The sequence below is a fragment of the Candidatus Gracilibacteria bacterium genome, assembly GCA_041660965.1.
Classification (GTDB): Bacteria; Patescibacteriota; Gracilibacteria; order BD1-5; family JAGOOR01; genus JAGOOR01.
The window spans coordinates 1-23,966 of sequence record JBAZVH010000001.1; the positions used below are offsets into that span (position 1 = coordinate 1).

20 protein-coding genes are annotated in these 23,966 nt (G+C 37.1%); 10 read left to right on the forward strand and 10 right to left on the reverse strand.

Annotated elements, in window-relative coordinates:
• The 5 genes from WC753_00005 to WC753_00025 form a co-directional block, all read right to left on the reverse strand.
• On the reverse strand, positions 1–1,452 hold a 1,452-nt coding region (locus tag WC753_00005; protein ID MFA6079854.1), incomplete at its 3' end, for a hypothetical protein.
• A gap of 20 nt (positions 1,453–1,472) precedes the next feature.
• Complete coding sequence (locus tag WC753_00010) at positions 1,473–2,075, reverse strand: hypothetical protein (GenBank protein ID MFA6079855.1); 603 nt, start codon at positions 2,073–2,075, stop codon at positions 1,473–1,475.
• A 65-nt stretch (positions 2,076–2,140) separates the two neighbouring features.
• Complete coding sequence (gene ung, locus WC753_00015; GenBank protein ID MFA6079856.1) at positions 2,141–2,845, reverse strand: uracil-DNA glycosylase; 705 nt, start codon at positions 2,843–2,845, stop codon at positions 2,141–2,143.
• A 1-nt stretch (position 2,846) separates the two neighbouring features.
• Positions 2,847–3,407, reverse strand: a complete 561-nt coding sequence (locus WC753_00020) for a hypothetical protein (protein MFA6079857.1) — start codon at positions 3,405–3,407, stop codon at positions 2,847–2,849.
• 36 nt (positions 3,408–3,443) lie between these two features.
• Positions 3,444–4,028 (reverse strand): hypothetical protein, encoded by a 585-nt coding sequence (locus WC753_00025; GenBank protein ID MFA6079858.1) that lies wholly within the window; start codon positions 4,026–4,028, stop codon positions 3,444–3,446.
• Between the two features lie 228 nt (positions 4,029–4,256).
• Here WC753_00025 and frr point away from each other — a divergent pair, with 228 nt between their 5' ends.
• From frr to lgt, 4 genes are all read left to right on the forward strand, one after another.
• Positions 4,257–4,802, forward strand: coding sequence for a ribosome recycling factor (gene frr / locus WC753_00030; protein ID MFA6079859.1), 546 nt, complete (start codon positions 4,257–4,259; stop codon positions 4,800–4,802).
• A gap of 6 nt (positions 4,803–4,808) precedes the next feature.
• Entirely contained in the window at positions 4,809–6,311 is a 1,503-nt protein-coding gene (locus WC753_00035; GenBank protein ID MFA6079860.1) for an oligosaccharide flippase family protein, read from the forward strand.
• Positions 6,305–7,072, forward strand: coding sequence for an aspartate/glutamate racemase family protein (locus WC753_00040; GenBank protein ID MFA6079861.1), 768 nt, complete (start codon positions 6,305–6,307; stop codon positions 7,070–7,072). Before WC753_00035 ends, WC753_00040 begins: the two co-directional genes overlap by 7 nt.
• An 846-nt stretch (positions 7,073–7,918) precedes the next feature.
• Positions 7,919–8,665 carry a prolipoprotein diacylglyceryl transferase gene (lgt, locus tag WC753_00045; protein MFA6079862.1) on the forward strand — a complete coding sequence of 249 codons (747 nt, stop codon included), beginning with the start codon at positions 7,919–7,921 and terminating at the stop codon, positions 8,663–8,665.
• On the opposite strand, the gene WC753_00050 is transcribed toward lgt, so the two are convergent.
• Genes WC753_00050 through dnaE form a run of 3 tightly spaced genes read right to left on the reverse strand, consistent with a single transcriptional unit; the run spans position 8,662 to position 13,876 of the window.
• Entirely contained in the window at positions 8,662–9,474 is an 813-nt protein-coding gene (locus tag WC753_00050; GenBank protein MFA6079863.1) for a TatD family hydrolase, read from the reverse strand. The two genes, lgt and WC753_00050, sit on opposite strands and share 4 nt — an antisense overlap.
• A gap of 3 nt (positions 9,475–9,477) precedes the next feature.
• Positions 9,478–9,972, reverse strand: a complete 495-nt coding sequence (gene ruvC / locus WC753_00055; GenBank protein MFA6079864.1) for a crossover junction endodeoxyribonuclease RuvC — start codon at positions 9,970–9,972, stop codon at positions 9,478–9,480.
• A gap of 7 nt (positions 9,973–9,979) precedes the next feature.
• Positions 9,980–13,876 (reverse strand): DNA polymerase III subunit alpha, encoded by a 3,897-nt coding sequence (gene dnaE / locus WC753_00060; protein MFA6079865.1) that lies wholly within the window; start codon positions 13,874–13,876, stop codon positions 9,980–9,982.
• A 110-nt stretch (positions 13,877–13,986) separates the two neighbouring features.
• Here dnaE and WC753_00065 point away from each other — a divergent pair, with 110 nt between their 5' ends.
• From WC753_00065 to WC753_00090, 6 genes are all read left to right on the forward strand, one after another.
• The gene (locus tag WC753_00065) at positions 13,987–15,048 is read left to right on the forward strand and encodes a hypothetical protein (protein ID MFA6079866.1); all 1,062 of its coding nucleotides are present in this window, start codon (positions 13,987–13,989) and stop codon (positions 15,046–15,048) included.
• Positions 15,049–15,055: 7 nt separating this feature from the next.
• Positions 15,056–15,358 carry a hypothetical protein gene (locus WC753_00070; protein MFA6079867.1) on the forward strand — a complete coding sequence of 101 codons (303 nt, stop codon included), beginning with the start codon at positions 15,056–15,058 and terminating at the stop codon, positions 15,356–15,358.
• The gene (locus WC753_00075; protein ID MFA6079868.1) at positions 15,358–16,368 is read left to right on the forward strand and encodes a phospholipase D-like domain-containing protein; all 1,011 of its coding nucleotides are present in this window, start codon (positions 15,358–15,360) and stop codon (positions 16,366–16,368) included. Before WC753_00070 ends, WC753_00075 begins: the two co-directional genes overlap by 1 nt.
• 24 nt (positions 16,369–16,392) lie before the next feature.
• A complete protein-coding gene (locus tag WC753_00080; GenBank protein MFA6079869.1) occupies positions 16,393–17,784 on the forward strand; it encodes a hypothetical protein in 1,392 nt (463 codons plus the stop codon).
• Positions 17,785–17,837: 53 nt separating this feature from the next.
• On the forward strand, positions 17,838–19,085 hold the full coding sequence (murD, locus tag WC753_00085) for a UDP-N-acetylmuramoyl-L-alanine--D-glutamate ligase (protein ID MFA6079870.1): 1,248 nt from the start codon (positions 17,838–17,840) through the stop codon (positions 19,083–19,085).
• Positions 19,086–19,174: 89 nt separating this feature from the next.
• The gene (locus tag WC753_00090) at positions 19,175–19,867 is read left to right on the forward strand and encodes a hypothetical protein (protein MFA6079871.1); all 693 of its coding nucleotides are present in this window, start codon (positions 19,175–19,177) and stop codon (positions 19,865–19,867) included.
• A gap of 69 nt (positions 19,868–19,936) precedes the next feature.
• On the opposite strand, the gene WC753_00095 is transcribed toward WC753_00090, so the two are convergent.
• Positions 19,937–20,860, reverse strand: coding sequence for a hypothetical protein (locus tag WC753_00095; protein MFA6079872.1), 924 nt, complete (start codon positions 20,858–20,860; stop codon positions 19,937–19,939).
• Between the two features lie 2 nt (positions 20,861–20,862).
• Positions 20,863–23,817, reverse strand: coding sequence for a type IV secretory system conjugative DNA transfer family protein (locus WC753_00100; GenBank protein MFA6079873.1), 2,955 nt, complete (start codon positions 23,815–23,817; stop codon positions 20,863–20,865).
• Positions 23,818–23,966 lie beyond the last annotated feature (149 nt).

A 23,966-nucleotide genomic window follows, 5' to 3' on the forward strand; every position in this document is an offset into this window, starting at 1 on the left:
TGCTGTTTCAAAACCTACAATTCTCTCATCATACTGAGAGATGGGAAGAGGATGATAAACACTTCACTCAAATACCTTCTCTTCTTCTGTATGCCAGTTCCATCCTTTTGCTCTCACCTCCTCCTCTGTCATAGGAAAGTATTCTTGTGCCACTGTTTCATTGTATCAGAAAGGAGAGAGTTTATGAGGAAAGAATTCTCACCATTCTCCTGTACTTCTCATATGATCGATGATCTTTCCACAGAGCGTCTCATATTCTTGGACAGAGTAGGGGGTGTTGAGGATGCAGTGGTCTTTTCTTCTCAGCCCAATGCTTCCAAAGCAATGCTGAGAGTTATTACAAAGCTCGGTATAGAGGAGAAATGAATTATCATAGCCAAGGGAACAAAAAGATGAAAATTTTACTCTGTTGCTCGCATGACATTCATATTGTTGTTCGCTCTCAAATCCAGACTCATAAACATCATAGCTATCTTTTATTTCTATATCTTCATAACAATACCGCACATTTTCACTCTCTAACATCTCAAAACAATTAAAGGCATTCTTGGAATGGTGTATAAAATCTCAGAAAGCATTTTCTGACTGATCAATAATAAGATTCTCTACGACAGATTTTTGCTTAAAGTTTTGAAAAATTTCTTTGATTTTTTTGAGTTGTGAAGTATTCTTCATCTCAAGTGTTACTTTCTTTTTTTCGTATTCTTCTTTGCTGAGTTGTTCATTAAAAATACAATACTGTTTATTTCTCAGATGTGTGCAAAACATACAGTTTTTACAATTTTGGAGCCTATATGAAAAGAGACATTCAGAAGAATCATCGCATAGGAAACAAAAAGAACTACCGTGAGTATTTACACAAAATTGGCATTCGTAACAAAATTGGCACTCTTTAATCTGGTAGCAATCGATACAGTCCTTGCAACTTATAACCCACTTTGAATAAGAGATATTCTCTGAATCGGCGGTATCGATGCAAAGATATGAATTTTTGATATGGTCTGTATGGTTTGTGAACTCAGCATTTTCACAGTTCTTTGCAAAGAGATTAACACGAGGCACTGCGTGTTGTAGTGCTTGAAATTGACTGAAAAATGGTGTTTCAAAATCAAAATTTCTCCCATAGTCTATCGGAGACCAGTCATCACCCCACCATATTTTTTGATCATACACAAGACATGGTTTGTCTGGAGAGTAGATTGAGATAATTTCTTTTCCAGAGAAATCGCATTTTCTTTTATAGAGGTTCCTTTCATTGCGAAATACTAATCTTCTTTTCTGTCTCTCGTCCGGACAGAGTGTTGGAGTGGGTATGAGATATTTTTGACCGGCAAATACTGGAGAAACTTTATCATAAAACTCCAGGTCCTTGTCAGTAACAATAAACTCTCTGCCTAAGACAGGACATATTTTCTTCTCTATGATGTTTTCTCCTAGGGGGATAAAAGACATAATATTGTTATCCTTTTAGACTATTTTGATACTTCTTTGAGTCATAGAGAGTCTTTGAGGATGATATTTCCTTGTTGTGTGAGAATACGGGAAATAAGTTTATCGCCATATTTCATACGTTCCTTAAATTCTTTTTCCGTGATAACAGCATATTTTATCTTTCTCCCAAAAAAGTGCTTGGAGAGGAAAAGGCCAAAGTTTTCTTTATCAACCTCGCCAATAATAAGTATATCTATGAGATTGTTGGTAGATTCTCGAGTCATATCCTCGATGCCTCATCCGACGATAAGGAGACTGAGATTGTGTTTCCCTTTGAAAAAATCATTGAGTTTTCCGATGGCATCAAATGTTTTACCAAATATCATCTGAAGATCTGGCAGTATAGCACACTGGAGGTTGAGAGAATAATGCTTTGTGTTATCTTCTTTGCGAGATTTGAGAATGCCGAGATTTTCGAGATTTTCGAGCTCACGTCGGACAGAATTGATCTGTTCATCGATATCGCGACACAGTTCACGGATAAAGAAATCCTTTTTGGGATTGAAAGTATGCTCCAAGAAAAATTTTTCCAGGAGTTTTTTTCGACAGTTTGATCAGAAGAGTTTTTCGAGCGGAAGTGCCATTGAGAGACTTTTTTAAATCACTATGTGCCCATTGTATGGTTTTTTTCAGTGGTGCAAATGAATTTTTACCACTCAATTTCCTTCATTCCATGTTCACGGAGCAAAGCATTGGTTTGAGAAAAATGCTTGCAACCGAAAAATCCACGATATGAAGAGAGGGGAGAAGGGTGCGGTGCCTCGAGGATGATGTGTTTTTTTGTATCTATGAGTGAGCGTTTTTTTTGTGCATGACTTCCCCACAGGAGGAATACCAAAAATTCTCGTTCCTTCGAAAGTGTCTGGATGATAGCATCAGTAAAATTTTCCCATCATTTTCCTGCATGAGACATCGGCTGACCGGCTCTGACTGTCAGAGTCGTATTCAGGAGTAAAACACCTTGATGTGCCCATCGAGTAAGGTCACCATTCGATACCGAACCTCCCTTAATTCCCACTTGACAGGGGGGCAGAGATCAGTTTTTTCTTTCATCTTCGATTTCCTTAAATATGTTTGCAAGGGATGGGGGATTTCTGACTCATTCTTGCACGGAAAAAGAGAGCCCATGTGCTTGCCCAGGACCATGGTAGGGGTCTTGCCCGAGTATGATGACTTTGACAGCATCAAATGGTGTCTGGTCGAGTGCTGCAAAAATATTCTTTGGATGAGGATAGAGAGTCTTTCCAGCCAATATTTCATCTTTTACAAATTGTGAAAGTTTCTGAAAATAGGGTTTTTCAAACTCTTCTTTGAGTGCTCATTTCCAGCTTTCGTGTAGTTTGATGTCAGGCATATTATTTTGTAGGACCACTGAGATTATGACGGTATTCGTCTATCAAAGTATGGATAATGCGAGACGTTTCGAGTGCTTTAGGAATCGTTGTGAGCTGAAAATCGGAGGCATCACCGGCAGTTTTTACTATCATATTACCATAACGAAGTACATTGCCAAAAAATCCGTTTGTTGATGCTCTCACTTCTTGTACTTGATCGATACTGGCTTGTGACATTTTTCGATTCAGGAGTTTCACCTGTTCGTATTCTATAATTCGTTTATTGGTGATAATAAAAATATCGAACTCATTATTGGTCCATTGGACGAAGATATATTGAAGACCCACCATACCTACGCCAATAGCTGTGAGCCATGTAAAAAGCGGATCGAGATTTCAAAACTGGCCAAATAAAATGATACATATACAGAGTCACGCCATTATCACAACCAATGTAAATATCTCCAAAAGAACGATCCAATGTTTTCTTATGAGCAAAAGAGGTATTTCTCATGTTTCGAGATCGGAGAGGATGCAGCCATGTCCTCATTTTATGTCATCAAAGGGATTTTTTTCTTCCATAGAGATATTTTATAATATTTGACGAAAATTACAATTCTATTTCCTCCTCAAAATATTTGGATCACGAGCATAGAGAGGGTGCAATATTGTAACGGGATCCCGAAGAGGAATATTTTGCAGGAATAATGAATAATTATTAGCTTGCTTGTAGGGGATGCTCTCTTGTAAAAGAGAAGATTCTTGATTTGAGCTATACTGTGAAATATCATGTAAAGTATCTATTTTTTTAATGTCTGGTCTTGTATTTTTGGGAGTATCCCAAGTGAGAACTTCAGTTTTTGTAAGAGGGAGTATCCATGGGGTAGGGGCGTCCTGAAAACGAAAAAAATCATCTACAGTGACAGAATAAAGTGGTATCTTAAAGCTATATCACAGAGTATTTGCAATGAGTGTCGTCACACGAATACCAGTAAAACCACCTGGTCATACGAGACATACGATAGATTGTAATTCTGAATAGGAGAGATTGTGGCGTTTTAAGAGGAGATCGATTGATTCTATCGTGGTATCAAACTCGACATGTTTTCATGACCACGAAAGAGTATCTATGATATTTCGAGATTCATCAAAAAGGCAAATAGAGGCAGGAGCTGAGAGTGTGTCAATAAATAGAGAGGGCATAAAAAAAGAGCGTATTGAGTGTTTGGGTTTTTGTTCGTAAGTGTGTATGCGCTTTGGTACGTAAATAAAAAATAATCCTTCCTATCCGCCTAGGCGGATGACTGTTACTATTATCCAGTTGGTATATTAGATTTGCATAGTATAGTGAGATTGATTTTTTTTGGAAGAAAAATTTGGAAGAATGCGTTTTTTACTATAATGAACGAGCTTTATTTGTTAATTTTTTCTATGCTTTCCACACTTTCTACTCTTTTGACTAAATCAATTGAACATCTTAAGTCTGAATATTCCAAACTTCAGGCAGGTCGTGCAAAACCAGAACTTATAGAAGATATATTGGTCCAGGTCTATGGCAGTACTATGCCTATTAAGAATGTAGCCACAGTCTCTGTGGTAGATCAGAGAACACTTTCAATAGTTCCATTTGATCGGTCAACCAATGCTGATATTTCGCGAGGCATCACTGTGGCAAATATCGGACTCAATCCTCAGGATAGGGGGGATAACATCCTCATCATCGTACCGATGATGACTGAGGAAAATCGTCGTAATCTCGTAAAAATAGCGAGCACTATGGCGGAAGATGCAAAGGTGGCCATCCGTAGTATTCGTAGTGATTTTCATAAGGAGATCCAGAAAGCCAAGACAGACAAAGTCCTGTCTGAAGATATCATCAAGTGATATGAGGAAGATCTCCAGAAATATATCACGGAAGCAAATAAAAAGATCGATGACATCGTCAAAATAAAGGAAGAAGAAATCATGAAAGTCTAATCTACGATGTCCAATCACCACTACTTCTCTAATTTACTCAAGAAAAATCTCTGGATTTATTTCTTTTCTTTTTTGATAGCTCCTTTGGCATACATTGGGAAAATAGCTATGACAGGATCGGTTTCAAGTGAGGATTATGGGGTATTTTCGGCAGTTATGAGTTTTGTGATCATGCTCGGGGCCTATAATGATTTTGGTATGGCTGAGAGTCTCAATTTTTTCCTCCCGGAACATATAGATAAAAAAGAAAAACACAATATCACACAAACCTTTTCTATTGCACTCGTAACACAGATTCTGTCATCGAGCATATTGGCGATTATTCTGTTTTTTGGAGCTGATTTTTTAGCAAGATATTATTTCGAAGCCCCTCTAGCAGCACCATTACTTCATATATTTATTCTTTTCTTTTTCTTGGATAATATTTTCCGTTCAGTGAGTATGTTTTTTCAGGCTGTCCAAGATACGAAACTCCAAAAATTTATAGACTTTATTCGCAACTTACTTCAGATTATCATCATCATCGTCATCTCTGTGAGCACTTGAGCAACTATTATTCGATATGCCTGGGCATACAATATTGCTGCTCTCGGGGGTGTACTCTTGGCACTTCTTTTAGTCTATAAAAAGTATAATACTTATTTTTTGCGACACGGATGGCTCTTTTGAAAAATAGATTTTATGCGTATTTTTCGATATGCTATTTTTGTGATGCTTTCAGCAAATGTAGGTACCCTATTGAGCCAGGTCGATATGCAGATGATTACCGTGATGCTCGGGACAACACAGGCGGGTATATACAATATCTATCTTTCCATTATCAGGATACCATTTGTATTATTATTACCAGGCGTATATTTCCTATTTCCTGTGTTTACCGATTTGATAAAAAAATGAGATAGAGAGAAGGTAAGAAAAATTCATACATTTTGTTATGAGTTTTTTGCCATTGCGGCTATTTTTATGACGAGTTTCTTTATGATATTTGGCGATGAATTTACAGAAGTATTGTTTGGACCACAATATGCTCTTTCTGGGAAAATTCTTCTTTACTCGAGCCCTTTTCTTATTTTTGATTTTTTATTACAAATTGATTTTCAGATATTGAGCGCTATAGGACGCCCACGTACAAAGATGTTTATTCTTTTGAGTGCCTTATGAGTCAACCTGATTACAAATTATATATTTTTAAAAGTATTTGGTCTTGTGTGATCAGCGCTCGCTTCTGGAATCGGTTGGATATTTATCTGGTTCCTTGCATTCCGTGAGGTGAGAGCATACACGGGAAGTTTTCGATGGGCAGGATTTTTGAAAAATGTGATTGGAATTGGCATTTTTTCATGAGGACTTCTCTTCGTACATTTAGAAGCATTTTTTTCTGGAAGAATGCAACTTTTTTGAGGGGTTATGTTGATTTCACTCGGGTATGCTCTTCTTTTTCTGACTCTTAATTTTACAGAAATTCGTCGTTTTATGATCTTGTTTCGTAAAGAAAAAAATGTATGATAGGTATCTTTGACTCATGATCTGGTGGGTTGACGTTTTTGGCCGCTATGCGAGCAAGATGTCCAAAATATTCATATATCTATTTTGGCGATTATGATAATTGCCCTTATGGTGCAAAAAGTCCCGAGGAAATTCAGACATTCACTACAGCAGGTGTCCAAAAACTCTTTGATGCTGGTGCGACGATTGTGATCTTAGCTTGCAATACCGCTTCTGCATGGACATTACGGAAGCTACAAACTGAAGTATTCCCAGATAAAAGAATCCTTTGAGTGACAATACCAGGTGCAGAAAAAGTGATTGAACTTGGACTAAAGAAAGTCACTGTATTTGCAACACAACAAACCGTGAATTCTCGGACCTATCGTGATAGAGTAGGAATACTTGATGAATCAGTAGAAATTGAAGAAATAGCCCTTTCTTGATATCTTGTGAAAGAAATAGAGTCGCTACTTCCAGTCCAAAAATGTCATTCACAGGAAGATTTTCAAAAGATTCTTCAATTCTATAATGAAGGTGAATGGAATTGTGTTTCCGATGACTGGGAAAACCTTATACAAAAATATTTTTCACAGTATCATCCTAAAGAAGGAATTGTCCTCTGATGTACACACTATCCATATCTTCAAAGACATCTTCAAAAACTCTTTCCAGTCTGTAAAATCATAGATCCATCAGAAGAGTCAGCTGTAGCGCTTGAAAGGTATATTGAACGGCATAAACTCTCTCTTTCCCAGACGTGAAAACTAATTTTTACGAGTTAGAAAGAAAATGACAATTTTTAAAGTAGTGAAGCGAAGTCTTATAAATGGCTTTATTTTTAAAGTATGCGTTTGGATACAAATATATTTCTTTGTTCATCATAGTTCCAGCAATAGCAATATGAAGCCTATCTGTATATATAGTAGAATATTGGTCTATGTGTTTGATAAAATCGTCATGTCTGTCCACTAATAGAGAGATGTCTTGATTATTTTTTTGAATTGGTATTCGATGAAGACTCTCTAGGTCTGTTCTCATAGAAAACAATATCTTCCTCTCACCCTGTTCGCTACCTATCTCTTCTCATAAAAAATAGTATATTCCCATATCATGACAAAATCTCTTCACTTGTAGCCGAGAGAGACTTTCGTATTCATCTCGTGACCAATATTGGAATTTGGATTGAAATAAGGGGGTTACTGGATAAGAGGAGGGGAGAATAATTACCTTAAATCTTAAGAGATAAAAAAAACGCATGAACTTGAATGAATGTCAGTAATATGAACAAAACCCACCTCCTCCTCAATAGATAATATATGGCGAATTTAGTCTATACAAAAAACATCGCAAAAGACCTCATATGACCAATAACTTATTTATAAACTCCTTATTTTTTGTTGTGAAATTTATAGAGCAATCTTTATAGGGGATTCCATATTCTGAGAAGAATTTTTTTGTTCCAGCATAAATAAGCTCATCTCCTGCATTTCAGATATTTTTGAAATAAACATATTCTCAAGAGAAAGTATTTTTTATTTCTTTTGCGAGAATATCGAATTGTTTTTTTAGAAAATCAGCTACCATAGTGTTCAAGCAGATTATAGAAATAAAATTAGTATTACAATTTTATGCCCATTTTTACCCTCAATATTTGATTATTTACTCTAGCTCCTACTTGGTATGGGCTTATGTATGCTCTGAGTTTTTATATTTTCTTCTTGATTTTGCGAAAACAAAAAATATCAGAAAAAAATATTGATATTCTCTTATTATACACACTCATAGGAGTTCTTCTGTGAGGAAGATTGGGGTATGTGTTTTTTTATAATTTTCCTTATTATCGAGATCATTTATTGGAGATATTGATGCCGTGGAGATGAGGTATGTCATTTCATGGGTGAGCACTCGGAGTTATTCTTGCCTGGTATTATGCTGCCTGTAGAATGCATATACCTTTTTTAAAACTTTCTGATCAACTCGTGTGGATTGTGCCGATAGGGCTCTTTTTTGGAAGAATCTGAAATTATATTAATGGAGAGCTTTTATGATTGGCAGGATATACTGGATGGTTTGCAAAAATGGTGCAAGGTGTCTCTTATTTTCCAACACCGCTCCTAGAAGCACTCTGAGAAGGGGTACTCCTCTGAGGTGCATTGTATTGGAAAAGAAATCATATCCGATATCCTGGAGAGCTCGGTGTCTGGTTTCTCGGTGGATACGGAACAGTCCGGTTTATCGCAGAATTTTTTCGTGACCCAGACTTACAGATCGGATATATCTTTGGTGACTGGATGACGCTCTGACATATTCTGTCTCTTGCCATGATAGCAATGAGTTTACTACTCCATTTTGTGCTGAAAAATAAGAAATTTTAGAGACCAAAAAATTTGACTGAATTATCCCAAAGGGTTGATTCAATAACCTCCTTTTCTTCAGTTCGAAAAGAACAAAGAGTTTCAAAAACATATCGAGTAAACATTGGTTCACAATATTTTGCGATTCATTTCATCTGCTGGGGAATCAGATAAGGAGCATCGGTTTCTATCATAATTTTCTCAAGAGGGCATTTTTTTGCTACTTCCTGAACTTCAATTGACTGCGGATAGGTCAGAATACCTGTGAAACTGATTTTTGCTTCCTCAGAAATAATAAAAATCTTCTGAGCAAAATTCCAATCCTCACTAAAACAATGAATAACAAATTTTTTCAGTCCTGAATTCTTCAGTTCTTCTAGAGTTTTATCTGGGCAGTTTCTCGTATGAATCACGACCGGTATATCATATTTGAGCGCAAGCTCTGCTTGTGCTGCAAACCATAATTTTTGACGCAATTTTTGATGTTCAGCTTCGATAAAATCTTTTGAAAGATGATATTCGTCAAATCCTATTTCTCCTATTCCTACAATGTATTTTCTTTCTTCTGAGAGAAGCATTTTTTCTAATTCCATAGTATACTCTGATATCTTTTCTTCACTTATATTTTGGGCTTCACAGGGATGAATTCAGATGGTAGCTCGAATGATTGGGTATATTTTTGCGAGTTCAATACAGGTACGTGAAGCATCAATACTGGTTCCAATCTGGATACTATGGGAAAAATTCGCTTCTTGAAGATGTCAAATTGCCTCAGGAATAGCATCTGCGAGTTTACCAAGAAAGAGATGAGAGTGGGTATCGATAAACATATTTTAGAGAATCTTATTTCAAAATACAGCAGGATTAAGAGAAGCAACATAGGCGATCCCGAGAGCATCTGCTGCATCGTCCGGGGTTGGTATATTTTCGAGTTTAAAGAGAAGCTGTACAGCACGTCCGATTTGTCATTTCAGAGCTTTTCCATTTCCACACAGAGCTTTTTTGATCTGTAGGGGAGTATATTCATAGAGAGGAATATGCATCTTTGCGAGGGAGAGAAGTATGACACCGCGACTTTGAGCCACATCGATACCTGTTTTGAGATTAGTTGAGAAATAGAGTTTTTCTACGGCTCAATGTGTCACTTTGTGTGTGTGTATGATCCTATCGAGATCGGTCGCAATCTCGAGAAGTTTATGACTCTGAGGAGCTTTTGGGGTGGTATGGATGACACCATACGTAATAATGGTCCGTATATTTTTTTCAATTTGTATCACTGCAAAACCGACAGTTGTGGTTCATGGATCGATGCCGAGAATGATTGCCATAGGTGGTTTAAGAAAGAGAAGTAAGAGTGATTTTTTTCTTTGTGTAGATACGTTTTCCACCTATATCGAGCCATACTGGAGTATTTCATTCTGAAAAAGTTTCCAAAAGATTTTTTATCGTCAACAAAGTCTCACGAGAAGTTTCTTTTGAGAGTTTAATGATGACTCATTCTTCTTCAAGAGCACAGACAAAACGTGATTGCAAGAGAAGAAAATCGTCTAGGAAAGAATCTTGATTATTCCCAGCTATTTCATTTCAAGAGATAGAAATAGATGGTGCAATTGCTTTTGGCATAGGGATGGGCTTTTCTCAATTTTTATTTTTCTCATCTCAGAATAACCCTTCCATTTGTGCCGCTTCTCTGAGTCCAGATATGGTAGCGCGTTTTACCTGTTCTGCCTCGATAGATATTTCTCGCATTTCTGGTTTGAGAGAAAGCTTTCATTTGACGAGGATAATTTCTCACTCTACTATTTTCGGTGCCACCAGTCCATAAAATTTTGGAAATACGACAACAGTAAAATTCCATCCAGTACTCGAGCACGTGACGATAAGCATAGTATCGCCCTTTTTAGTCTGGATTTTTCGGATAGTATCTACATAACCGATCACTTGTACGATTGGTTTCACTTTTGATTCTTTTTTTGTCGGTGCATCTTGTATATCTCATGCCAAATCTCAGTTCTCTATCACAGGGGTATTTGATTCTGTACTGACCTCTCAGATTTCTTCTGCCATGAGAGGATCAGCCGCCGTATCGATATTGTTCAATTCTTCCAGAAAAGTTTTTACATAATTGAGGCCGAGAGATTTTTTTTCAATATATCGGGTAAGTCCATCGAGAGGATTTCCTGAGATGCACATACCGATGACTGAACGTTCTTCTTTGATTCGATTTTCAAAAGACATAGGAGGACATTCTGCTAAGATAAGTCATGAGTGCTCCTGATGCTCTCATCATAGACTAAACATATCCATTTGTTTTGTAGCATTTTTATGTTCTCTTTCTTTCAGAAAAAGTGACATTTTTTCGACATTGATGAGCAGCTGTCCACGTTCTCAAAAACTATCCAATGCTCCACTTTTTACCAGAGCATCAAGAGTTTTTTTATTGATGACATCACCACCTGTCCGTTCGATAAAATCCTCAAGAGACGTATAATTTCACCCCTCTCGTCATCGCAGAATAGTCTCTATAGGACCCTCTCAAACTCATTTCACTGCCTTCAGTCAAAAACGAATATTATCTCGGTTAATATAGGTAAAATGTTTGCGAGACTCATTGACATCTGGGACCAGTACTTGTATTTTCTTGGACCTTGCCTCATTGATTTCCAGTACAATTCTCTCTGTATCATCTTCATCAGACACCATCAGTGCGGTCAAAAATTCTGTTGGATAATAAGCTTTGAGATAGGCTGTTTGATAGGCAATCATCGCATAACAAGCAGCATGAGATTTATTGAAACCATATCCTACAAATGGTTCAATAATGTCAGTAAAGATATAGTCTGCGAGTTTTTTGCTGTGCCCCTGTGTCATCGCTGCATCGATAAATTTGTCCTTTTGTTCATCCATCAATTTCTTAATTTTTTTACCCATTGCACGGCGAAGGATATCGGCTTCTCAGAGAGAAAAACCAGCAAACGCTTGCACGATTTGCATAATTTGTTCTTGGTAGACAGCGATACCTTGGGTCAATTTGAGGATTTGTTCAAGAGAACTGTGGGGATACTTTACCTTTTCTTTACCATGTTTTCGGCGGATATACGTCGGGATATATTGCAATGGACCAGGTCGGTACAGCGAGACCATAACGATAATATCTTCAAATGTATTTGGTGCTAGTTCTTGGAGATAGCGACGCATACCAGCGGATTCAAACTGGAAAACACCAGTTGTATCACCCTTAGTAAAGACATCAAAAACTTTTTGGTCTTCCATATTAAGGCGATCCATATCAATACGAACCCCATGATTATTCTCTATGATACGAAGGGCTCTGTCGATAATAGTGAGATTTCGAAGGCCCAAAAAGTCCATCTTCAAAAGACCCATATTATCGAGCGGGTATGCTGAAAAATGTGTTACAATACCGTTAGTATCTTTTGGAGGATGCTGCAGAGGACAAAAATCTGTTATCGGACTCGGTGCGATGATGACGGCACAGGCATGGACCCCGAGCTGTCGAATGGTTCCTTCGAGTTTTTGTGCATTTGAAATGAGCTTGCTGTGAAGAGGGCTTTCTTGAATAATTTTTTGTAAATCATTATTTTCTTTAATAGCATCTGCGATAGTGATACCCGGTCTCGCTGGGATGAGCTTTGAAAAAGCATTCATTTCAGAAAAAGGAAGTCCGAGAGCTTTTCCGACATCTTTTACAGCTGCTCGTGCTGCGAGAGTACCGAATGTACAAATCTGCCCAACCTGATCTTTTCCATATTTTTGTCGCACATACTCTATCACCTGTCATCTTCATTCGTCAGAGAAATCGATATCGATATCTGGCATTGAAATACGAGCAGGATTGAGAAACCGTTCAAAGAGAAGCTGATATCGAAGAGGATCAATATTTGTAATTCATGAAAGATAGGCAATGATAGATCCTGCGGCCGATCAACGTCCTGGTCACACTGGTATACTGTGTTCTCGAGCCCATCCGATAAAATCTGCCACGATAACGAAATATCCATCAAATCACATCAGATGAACGACATTGAGCTCATATTCTAGGCGATCAAAAATTATCTTCTCTGAAGCAGATAATCACGTATAAATAGTATCTTTTTTCGTATTTCTCCATTGTTTTGGGAGCTCAGCAAGATCAGTAGGGGAAAGATCGGTGAGCTCAGGAATTTCTCAATGAATTTCTCTGTGTACACAGGAAAATACATCTTCCTCCGAGAGAGAAAAATCATATCTCTTATTGAGCCCATGAAAACACATAAGACGTAAAAGCCATTCCTGGTCACTCAAGGACGCTCTATCTTCGTCGTACATTTGAAAATATTTTTTCTGAAGAATAGTTTCTTTCTCATTGAGTCGATACGTGGGGAGGAGTGGTTTTCAATGTGGAATATCGATATCTATCATATCGGCGATTTTGAGTGTATTTGCACATGCTTCTGGTGCATAAGCAAAGAGCTCTTGCATTTCTTCAGCGGATCGAAGTCCATAGTTTCCATCGATGAGTGTACGGCGATCAGGATCGTCTACTCTACGTCCGCTTCAAATACAGGAAAGAAAGTCTTGAGCTTCTGCGAGATTTCTGTGTGAATAGTGCACATCATTTGTCCCGACGATGGGCGTTCCAGAGAGTCGAGAGAGTTCCAAGATCCTTTGGTTATATCCACCCTGCGATCCACGATCAGGATGTTCGCCGATTTCGAGGTAATAATGATCAGGTCAAAATATTTTTTGATAATAAGCAACTCTTGGAAGAATGAAATCATTTGTTTTTCCAGAGACGACGTGTTGAGCCAGCTCGCCCATCATATCTCCAGAAAGAGCGATGATATCAGAAGAAAATTGTTCCAAAAGAGGAAAATCAATACGCGGTTGACCACTGAGATTGCCATCTAAATAGGCATGTGTGACGAGTTGAACCAAATTTTTATATCATTTGAGATTTTTTGCGAGCAGTATGATACTATATACTTTTGCATCTTTCCCTTGATAGTTTTGTCACTGTTCACAGATAAAAAGTTCTACTCAAATGATGGGCTTGATACCTCTTTTTTTACACAGCAGATAAAATTCAAAAGCCCCGTGAAGATTATTATTATCTGTGATGGCAAGGGCTGGCATTTCAAGCTCTTTTGCCATAGACACAAATGCCTCTGGCTTTCAGAGTCATTGCAAAAAAGAATAATGGGTATGAAGATGAAGATGGACAAAAGACATAAGGGGCTCTTTGGGTGATTCAAGTATATGAAATTTTCTTTTTTTTCTAGAGAGAAAAGAGTCGAAGTAAATATTTGCTTTATGGAGAGCTTGCTTATAATGAGAACATTATGGAATCTTATATTTTACAAATAGTTATTCTCGGTTTATTCGCTTTTTGAATTGCCATGTTGATCACGCCGTATTATATATATATTCTTCGTCATTTTCGTATCGCAAAACAAATACGTACGGAGGCATCTATGGGGGGGTGACATGCAACACGATACCATGCACTTCATATTCATAAGCAATGAACTCCAAATATGGGATGAGTGATGATTTTGATAGTCCTTTGACTGGTTGTTATTATCACGATTTTAGCGAAATATTATCAGGAATATTTTGATATCAATATACGTTTTAGTCTCTGGGAACGTGCTGAGACATTTCTTCCACTCTTTGCTATCTTTTCGATGGGAATACTCGGGGCTATCGATGATTATCTGAATGTACGAAATATATGAGGAAAAAAGGGGATGAGTGCTCGCGTAAAAATGGGAGGAATTACTCTTTTTGCATTTTTATGAGCATGGTGGTTTTTTTATAAGCTCGGCTATGATACGATATCTCTTCCTCTTTTTGGACAAATCCATATAGGTGGATGGTATATTTTTGTCTGTATATTTTTGATCACAGCCATGGCGAACAGTGTCAATATTACTGATGGGCTCGATGGTCTCGCAGGAGGACTCTTGGTACAGAATTATTTCCTCTATGCTTTTATCACATTTCATGAGTGACTTTTTCTTTTATCAACACTTTGCATCGTCATAGCAGCAGCATTGACGGCATTTCTTTGGTTCAATATAAAGCCTGCAAAATTTTATCTTGGCGATTCTGGAGCGTTGGCTCTTGGCTCCTGATTAGCAGTTATGGCTCTTATGACGGATACACTTCCCATACTTTTCATTATTTCATGAGTATATCTTTGGGAGATTCTTTCCGTGATGCTACAGATAGCAAGCAAGAAATTACGCCACGGTAAAAAGATTTTTTTGATAGCTCCATTTCATCACCATCTTGAAGCAAAAGGTATGTCAGAAGAAACAATAGTCATGAAATCCTGGCTCATTGGTGCGATTTTGTCAACACTATGAATTATAGCATACCTTCTTCCTCCTCTTTTTTAATATATTTATGGCATCAGCTCGTTCATACATTCTTGATACCAAATCAGTCCAGAGGAATAGTCCGCTAGCGATAGCGGCTCTATTGACATCTTTGACAAAGAAACACTTAAAAGAGTCCATAGAAAGAGGGGATTTAGCTGATATGATAACATCTGTGAATTTTTTTCAAGGAAGTGTCATCACAATAGTCACTGGCAAGCCAATTATCAATTTTGAACTCAGAATGCACGAAGGGTCTATCAAAGATCTCTTAAAAAAAACACTGATTCAACACGGTTTTAGTGGGGAAATTTTTATCAATTATAAGTAATGCGTTTCATTACTCCTGCAATACTGACATTTTTAATAGGGGTACTCGTATGGCAAAGTCTGGATATACAATCATATCAGGAGTATCACGTTACTGAAAAAACTTTGTCCATAGGGGAGAAGGAGACATTTTTACAGGACATAGACATTATTCAAACTCCTCAAGATGAGAAATGGCTTCTCCAGATGATGGATTCTGCTCAAAAAAATATACAGGTAGCAGTCTATATTTTTACCGTTCCATCTCTGAGAGATGCACTTATTAGGGCACAAAACAGGGGAGTCAATGTCAGAGTCATTTTAGAAAAAAGTCCCTATAATCTCACAGGAATTAACAAGGAAACAAAAAAAGTATTTACAGATAATAAAATTGCCTTTTATGAAAGCGATGAGAGATATTTTTCCTTTATGCATGCGAAATATATGATTTTTGATGAAGAGTGGATCATATCGACAGCAAACTGGACTCGGAGTAGTTTTTCTTCCAATCGTGAATTTTTTCTCATAGGTGGGGATGTACGAGTGCTCAATGAGCTTAAAACTGTTTTTGAGACAGATTTTAATGGGAGAAAATGATCTTTTGATACGAGTATACTTCTCATAGGCCCAACACACGCACGGGAAAGATTGATACAGTTTGCACAATCAAGCCAAAAATTCTTATCTCTTTATACCCCAAGCATTACTGATACAGAGGTTATATCAGAACTGAGAAAAATATGTAATTCTGGGAGAGAAATATATATTATCATAGATGAAAATGAAGAAAATATCAAATCTAGAATACCATGAGTGCAGCCAAAATGTCCAGAAATTCGTATGATGAAAAAGCCCATACTCCATGCGAAAAGTCTTATCCGTGATAATGAACAAGCTTTTGTATGAAGTTTTAATTTCACTCAAAACTCACTCGAAAAAAATAGGGAATTGGGTATTTTTATAGAAGGTGCGAGTATTAGTACAATTGTCAATTCATTTCAAAAAGATTGGGACAAATCTATTGCATTTTAGAGGAAAATCTGGTATATTAGAGGTATGAAGAAGCGTATATTTATCTGAATTCTCTCTCTTTTTCTCGCCACATGGATATTGTATTCATGGTATTCTCATATACCTCCAATGTCTGAAAATACCAAGAATATCATGGCTAAAAATCAAGAAAATACAAAAATTTCTGGGAATTTTATCCATTATAGAGATCAGCAACTGCTCCTGTATGGCATCGGAGAAAAACCGGAAATACACAATGGAACAATAAAATTTATTGGGTGAGTATGGCTGATACGTTCCATAGATCCTACTATAGATCTCGCATTCTCTTGACGCAATATTTCAGGAACAATTCATAGCAAAGGAACCATATTCCTTGATATAGAAAAAAATACCATGCTCAGTATCGATGCATCGCTCGTATGACAACAATCTGAAAAGATTCCACCATCATTTTATATGCTGAATGGAAAAATTGCTTTTTTTGATCTTGGCTCCATAGAGGCGATAATCCCGAAAGATCTTTGGAAGTTCTATCGTGATAATGCGCTTAAAGATGAACAAGAGGTCTTTAGTGGTTTTTCAGAAACAGAAATAATAAAAAATATCGATATATTACTCATGAGAGAACCCGATAAAAAAAACTCTGGGAGTGTATTTTTTAAAAAAGATCTCCATGTCCGGATACTATTAGAAGACATAAATAACTATCTCAAGGAAACTCGTAAGGAGAAAAAGTGTTGAAATAATCCAGTGGCTTGTTCTAAATTTATAACCGATAGTATTCGGAAGGGGAAAATAATCGATCCAACAATATTTGAATGATTAGAAGATCCTCTACTGATGTGGGTGAGAAAAAATAGTAATCCTGATGCATCGTTTTCGTGGGAATCCGTCTTTCAAAAATATCATCTTAATGTTCTCTCAGGAAATCCCCTTGCTATCAATATACGAGATAGCTCTATCTTGGAAATGATACGGTCCTCTGATGACCCTACGTATGAAATGTGGCTTTATCTGACATTTATTTTATGAAAAGAAAAGAATTGAAGTCCATATTCACTGAAAATAATGACCGAGATGATTCGGTTGGGAGAAATCTTAAAATCCGGTGAACACCAAGATGCTATCGTGAAAGCATCAAATGATGCACTTTCACATCTCAAGAAAGTGCTCGAAGATACATACTTTGAAAAACAAGATGATTATGTATTCGTATTAAAACAAAATCTTAAAGATTCAAGTGGACAAAATTTAGATACAAAAATATTTGTTAATGACCTCAATGCTCTTGTTGTCGAAATAGACAAATCAACACTTTTTCTAGAATATCCCGATTTTCGTATCTTAAGAAGGCATCTTGTCTGGTTTACGTGTATCTTTTCGAAAAATCAAGAATATCTACAAGATATAAGAATTTGTCGGGCTGAGGTATAATACTTGTCTTATATACTTGATAGAAATAGATTTTTCATACAATGATACATTATATGAAAAATATTCTTATTTATGGTCGTGGAAAGGTAGGAAATTCTCTGGCTCATTTTTGTGATTTCATGGAATATTCCTATACAATTTGTGATGACAGTGATGCTCCAGAGGATTTTAGTTCCTTTGAAAAAATTATCCCTTCACCTGGTATTCCTTCGAGTCATAAAATTTATGAAACCGATATAATTGTTTCAGAGCTTGATTTTCTCTTTCCCCATATACCTACATGATTTCAAATTCATGCTATTACAGGAACCGATGGAAAATCTACTACAGCATGGATACTCTACCATTTTTTAAAATCTGGTCTCCCAGATTCACCAGTATATTTAGGAGGAAATTTTTGAACACCACTTGCAGATATCATAGGAGATATCAAAAAAAATGAACAAAAAAGTGGACATATAGTCCTAGAGGTGTCGAGTTTTATGGCGTACAATATCAAAAAGTTTACAGCTGATAATACAATATTAACCAATCTCCATCCGGACCACCTCGATTGGCATAAAAATCTCCATGAGTATTATAATGCGAAGCTCAATCTACTTGGGCACACAAGATGAACCATTCTGTATCCTCAATCAGTACTGTCTATTTTTCCGGAAATAAAAGATTTTCCGATGGAGTCAGTCTGTCTTTGAGATGAGATAATTCAAGCACCAGATGGTATATTACAATTGAGTCAGGAGCTCTTCCTAGATATCTCAGAAAGGCAGCTCTATGGTGACCATAATATCAAAAATATATTTTTCGCGGCATCTCTCGCTGTAAAAATGGGCATCACTGTGAAAGAGCTTTCAGCAATATTAGCAAATATACCAGCACTTCCTCATAGGTTACAAAAGGTCTCGGGGAAAGATAATAAAGTGTGGATAGATGATAGTAAATCTACTACTGCCCAATCTCTTTATGCGGCCTTGGCGGCATTTGCACCTCAAAAAGTATATTTAATAGCGTGAGGAAAAGATAAAGGGGATCCATTTGAAAATCTCGCTGAAAATCTCCAAAAATATTGTGTTGAATGTGTCGCAATAGGGGAGACAAAGCATATTTTCCTACAAGCCGCACACGACGCCTATATACCAGCTATTCCGAGTGCCACTATGGAAGATGCCGTATCGTATCTCGCTCAAAATACAAGAGAAGGCGATATCATCCTTCTCTCTCCTGGTTGTTCAAGTTTTGATATGTTTCAGAACTATGAAGAAAGGGCCGAAAAATTTCGCAGTGCTATAGAAGTGAATTAGTATATTTATAGAGCATAAACATATCTTAGCAATAGAAAAAGACTCGACCCGTGAAAGAGATATATATACTGGATTTGTATTACACTTTTATGAACCATCTCCATCCTCCACACCCAGAGCATTCTGATTCCAAATATCTTCTTATACTTTTCTCACTTATTTCCGTTGTATTATTCTTTGTTTTTCTGATTTATTTCGTTTATGGTCAAAAACAATTTGTACAAAAAACAGCATCAGAAGAAATAAAAAATATTGAAGAAATTCGTCGGACCAATAATCTCACACCTAAAAATACACAGATAGCATCCCCCATACCTTCATCATCTACGAGCCCTATCGATGCCGATATAAGCCGGTACAATCCTCGTGAACCAGAGACGCTGAGTTTGCGCGGACGAGGTCTACTTGATACATATTTTTCTACGATTCAAACCGGAGAATATCGCATCGCATGTTCTCTTCTCTCAAATACGATTTGTAATGCTAAACGTGATATTTATAGCTTTTCTCAATTTCTAGAAAAAATAAATGGAGGATACCAGGTCAAGAATATCACTCAAGCAAAAGAACAAAAACCAACAGAGGCTATTTATTGTGTAGAATATACCTATACTCTCAAATCAGATCTCAACCCAAAGCCTATTACTGAATTTTTCCAATATCGTATCAAATCTCGACCCGATGGTGGCGAAGAAATATCTGCTCGTGTTTGTGAAAAAATCATCAAAGATGGACGAGAAAGGCCTTGTCCTATTATTACTCCGAAGAAGTACTGTTATTAGTTAGAGAAACACGGGGGGGGGGGGGGATCGGATCCTTGTTCTGCATATTTTCTCATTTTTCTATATCCATTAAGTGATATTAAAAAGAAAAGCACGATAAATAACGTAACTAAAAAGAATTATCAGGACACCTATGATAGCATAGAGGATAGTTTTCTTTGCTTTTTCAGATTTTTCTTCATCCCCACCACCCGTTAAAACCAAAAAACCAGCATACATAATCATAATCACCGTTACAAGAGCGATAAATCCATTGAGAAAAATAATAATTTTGATCACAAGATTAAAAAAGCCATCAGGGTTGAATTGGCGGTTAACACATTCAGTGGGGATGCCAAAAAACTTCTTCCCATGACAATCATATCATCCGTATACCATTCGTACTATTGGTTCCGCGAGAACCATAATGATAAAACCCATAGCAGCAGCGATAAATGTTTTTTTACCATTTTGAAATCATTCCTCGTCACCTCAAGCAATGATAATTTTATAAAAAGCGAAAATCAGAACAATAAAGAACATAATCGCTGCAATATATCGTAAAAAATTTAGGATAGGATAAACAATTCCGACAGTAATCTCATAGATTGTGTCTATATTAAATCCCACATTATAGTTAAGTACATTATGTTCAAAAGTATAGAGGATTCCATAAGCAAAAGACACGAGTAATAACCCAACAATACTCCAAGTAAGAGTCATAGCCCATTTTGAAAAATCTTCCCCAGAATTATCAGATACAAAAAGACGAATTGCAGCAAAAAATGCCACTATTACTGCAACGATAAAAAGAATTCCAGCGAGTATAAAAAAGAGGTTTACCAAGATATTTTGTGCTCACTGACCTGTAATATAGGTATTGAATTGTTGATAATAAGAACCTGTCTGTCCTATCTGAGTCAGTCCAGGAGTATTTCACATAACGAGAGAAACCCCTACAATACCAAAAATAGGCACGATATATTTTAGGAGAGGAAGGAAAGAGCGTTTCATAACTATGAAGGGGTAGAAGGAGGAGTTTCTGAAGTATTGATAGCTGTATTTTCTGCAGCTGTTGATGTGTCTTCTTCGATTTTGGTGATTCCTAGACGTGCCTCGATTTCCATATCGACATAGATTTTCTTTCGACCATACATCTTGCGAGAGTATTCTTTGATGATTTTTGCGGCCCTATCATTGCGATAAAAATTATCCCAAATAGTTTTGATATCAAATGGTCGTGTGGAAGCGTTATTGATATTGAGTTTACAGTAGGTGGTGAAATTGGCAATGCCGATAATATCCTGTTGAGAGAGGGTAGGGGCGTATTCTTTTTCCAGATATTCTGCATCCTCTGCTCCAACTTTAAATGACATCATGGTACCTACGTTGCCGAAGACCGCATCCTTGATAGACGGCTTATCGGCTTTTATAGACTTTTGTGCTCCACCAATTTGAGCGATGTATTGATGTGCCATGATAAGAGCGAGCTTATATTTACGAGCTTCAGAAAGAATTTCTCAGAAGGTATCAGTCGCAAAGTTCTGAAACTCATCCACATAAAAATAAAATTCCTTTCGATCTTTTTCAGGAGTATCGGCACGACTCATGGCTGCCATATTTACCTTTGAGACAAATATCAGACCGAGGAGTTGTGCATTGAGATCACCTATTTTTCCCTTGGAAAGATTTACGAGAAGACAGCGTCTATTATCCATGATTTCACGGATATTAAAGGCAGATTTTGGTTGCCCAATGATATTACGAATAGTCGTATTCGTGATAAATGGTCAAAATTTGGCTGAAAAATAGGGGATCATCTCTTGTTTTTCACGATCACCAGTCTGAGCATATTCATGCTCCCAAAAGGATTTTACGACAGGATTTTTTACTTTACTTACTTTGTACTTCATAAAAGCATCATCCACAAAAAGACGAGGAACATCAATGAGTGTACCACCATCTTCTTCATCATCCATGAGTGTCAGTGCACCATTCCGGAAATAATGCTGAATTCGAGGGCCGAATATCTCTTCATCAAATATTTTGATGAATATAGCAGTGGCATCGAGAGCGGCTCTGTCTTTTTCAATTGCTCGCAAATCTGGATCAGTCGCGATAACTTCCAGCATATTCATACCCATAGGACGTTCATAGTCAGAGGGGTCAAAGATTACGATATCTTTTGCTCTTTCTTTTGGCGTAAAAGAGAGGATATCCTCTATGAGGTCTCCATGTGGGTCGATGACACAAATACCATCACCTGCCCAGAGATCCTGGCGCGCCAAATATCCTATCAAAACGGATTTACCTCCTCATGATTTACCGATAATGTAGTGATGTCTCCCTCTGTCTTGCTTATCAAAATAGATAGGTGTTTTTTTATTTCTATACTCATTCCATCAGAGGAGCACCGCATCTTTGTATACAGGAAATCATCCGAGCATACGGGTTTGATCAGAAGATTTTGGCATTTTCCCTTCATCCTTTGGTTGCCCACGTTTTTCTCATTTTGTTTCTATCGGGATCTCTTCATCCTTTTCAGTTATAAAACCATCATTTTTCCCTCGCAAAATATTCCCAAATTTATCAGTCTTGAGACGTGTGCCATCTTCGGTAATGATATACTCGCCATCACGTACATAATCAGGCATAGTCAATATTTCTTTTGGTGCTTTGAGATTGACCGGAGGGGGTACTTTTTTATAACCCAGCCAAGAGATAATAGGTGATTTGTTATAATTCACATCAGGAAAATGATAGAGCGTCGTGAGTTCATCAACAGAGTACGGACTCGTCCGTGTGAAAAATCCTGCTAATTTGAAACGAAAGGAAAAACGATGAATCCATCGAACCAAGGGACGAAACATACCCTCAAAGACCTGATTATTATCGAGACTATTACAGTATTCATTGGTATAGATACTCGTAGCAGCCAAGATGGCATCGATACCATCCTGAGCTGACGCAGCAGAATCACTCCCAACAAGCACTATCATACTTGCATTAAATGCATTTTGTGCTGCATTTTCGCCGACCATTTTTTGCGCCTCTTGTTCGGCCTGATTAAATATCTTGTATGAATCTCACGCACCAGCTCATGGAGCACCACTTACTTCAGGTTTATTTTGCACAAAATTAGTGATAATCCATCCGAGGGGAGCTAAAATTTTGCTCAACCCGAGTAATCCTCGTAACAGTCCACCTCAGCGCTTATATTTTCCTTTACTATAATCTCCTGCTACTTGTTTTGCTTTATCATTGTAGCGATGGGAAAGTGGTTTTGCAATTATTTGATATACAGCAACATCTGTATGTTTTAGTCCTCAAAAAACATTTGTAAATGTCCCGAGAGGATCATCTTCGAAATACTTATAGGTCTTGATAGGAAAATATTTATCATTCGCTTTCCCAATACTTGTTGTTCTCACGATAGCATGTTCTCATGTAAAAGTCACATATTGTTTTTTATCTCGAAGGACCACCTCAGCATCGGGATAGATAGAGGTAATAGTTTGCTCGATAGTATGAAAGAGCGACTTATACGTGACCAGGAAAAAATACATCTGGCCATCTTGATACACCATCTCGTAAGAGATCTTGATATGTTTAAAGAAAAAATTGGTAATAGTATATCGTAGTGAAGTCGATGAAAGTTTCCAAAGGGCATTGTGAACCAAATTCATAATACCCGCCTTTTCCTTGAAATCTTTTTTTGTTTCATGTTCTTTATCGAGTTTGGAGTCAGATCTGGGAAGTGTGACCTGGATATAGATGAGGTTGCGCGAGAGAATTATCTCAATAATAACCCTTATCAACCATACCAGAAGAGAGAGTATGACTATGCTTACCGCCAAAATAAGGAAATAATCCATAAAGTTCATCCCCTGATTTACGATGTTTGGGTCGACGGTCGGTACAGTAGAAACTGGAAGAATCGGGCGTGTCGGTAAAAAGATATTTCAAGCCATATTTTTATTGTAGTGTATTATCGCTTTTATTTCAATTTTTGTAGCATTTTTTGGAGTATATTGGGACAATATGAATTGACTTATAATATTATATTATTGTAAGTAAAAAAATGATCTTTTGAAAGACAATAAAAAACCCACTTTCGTGG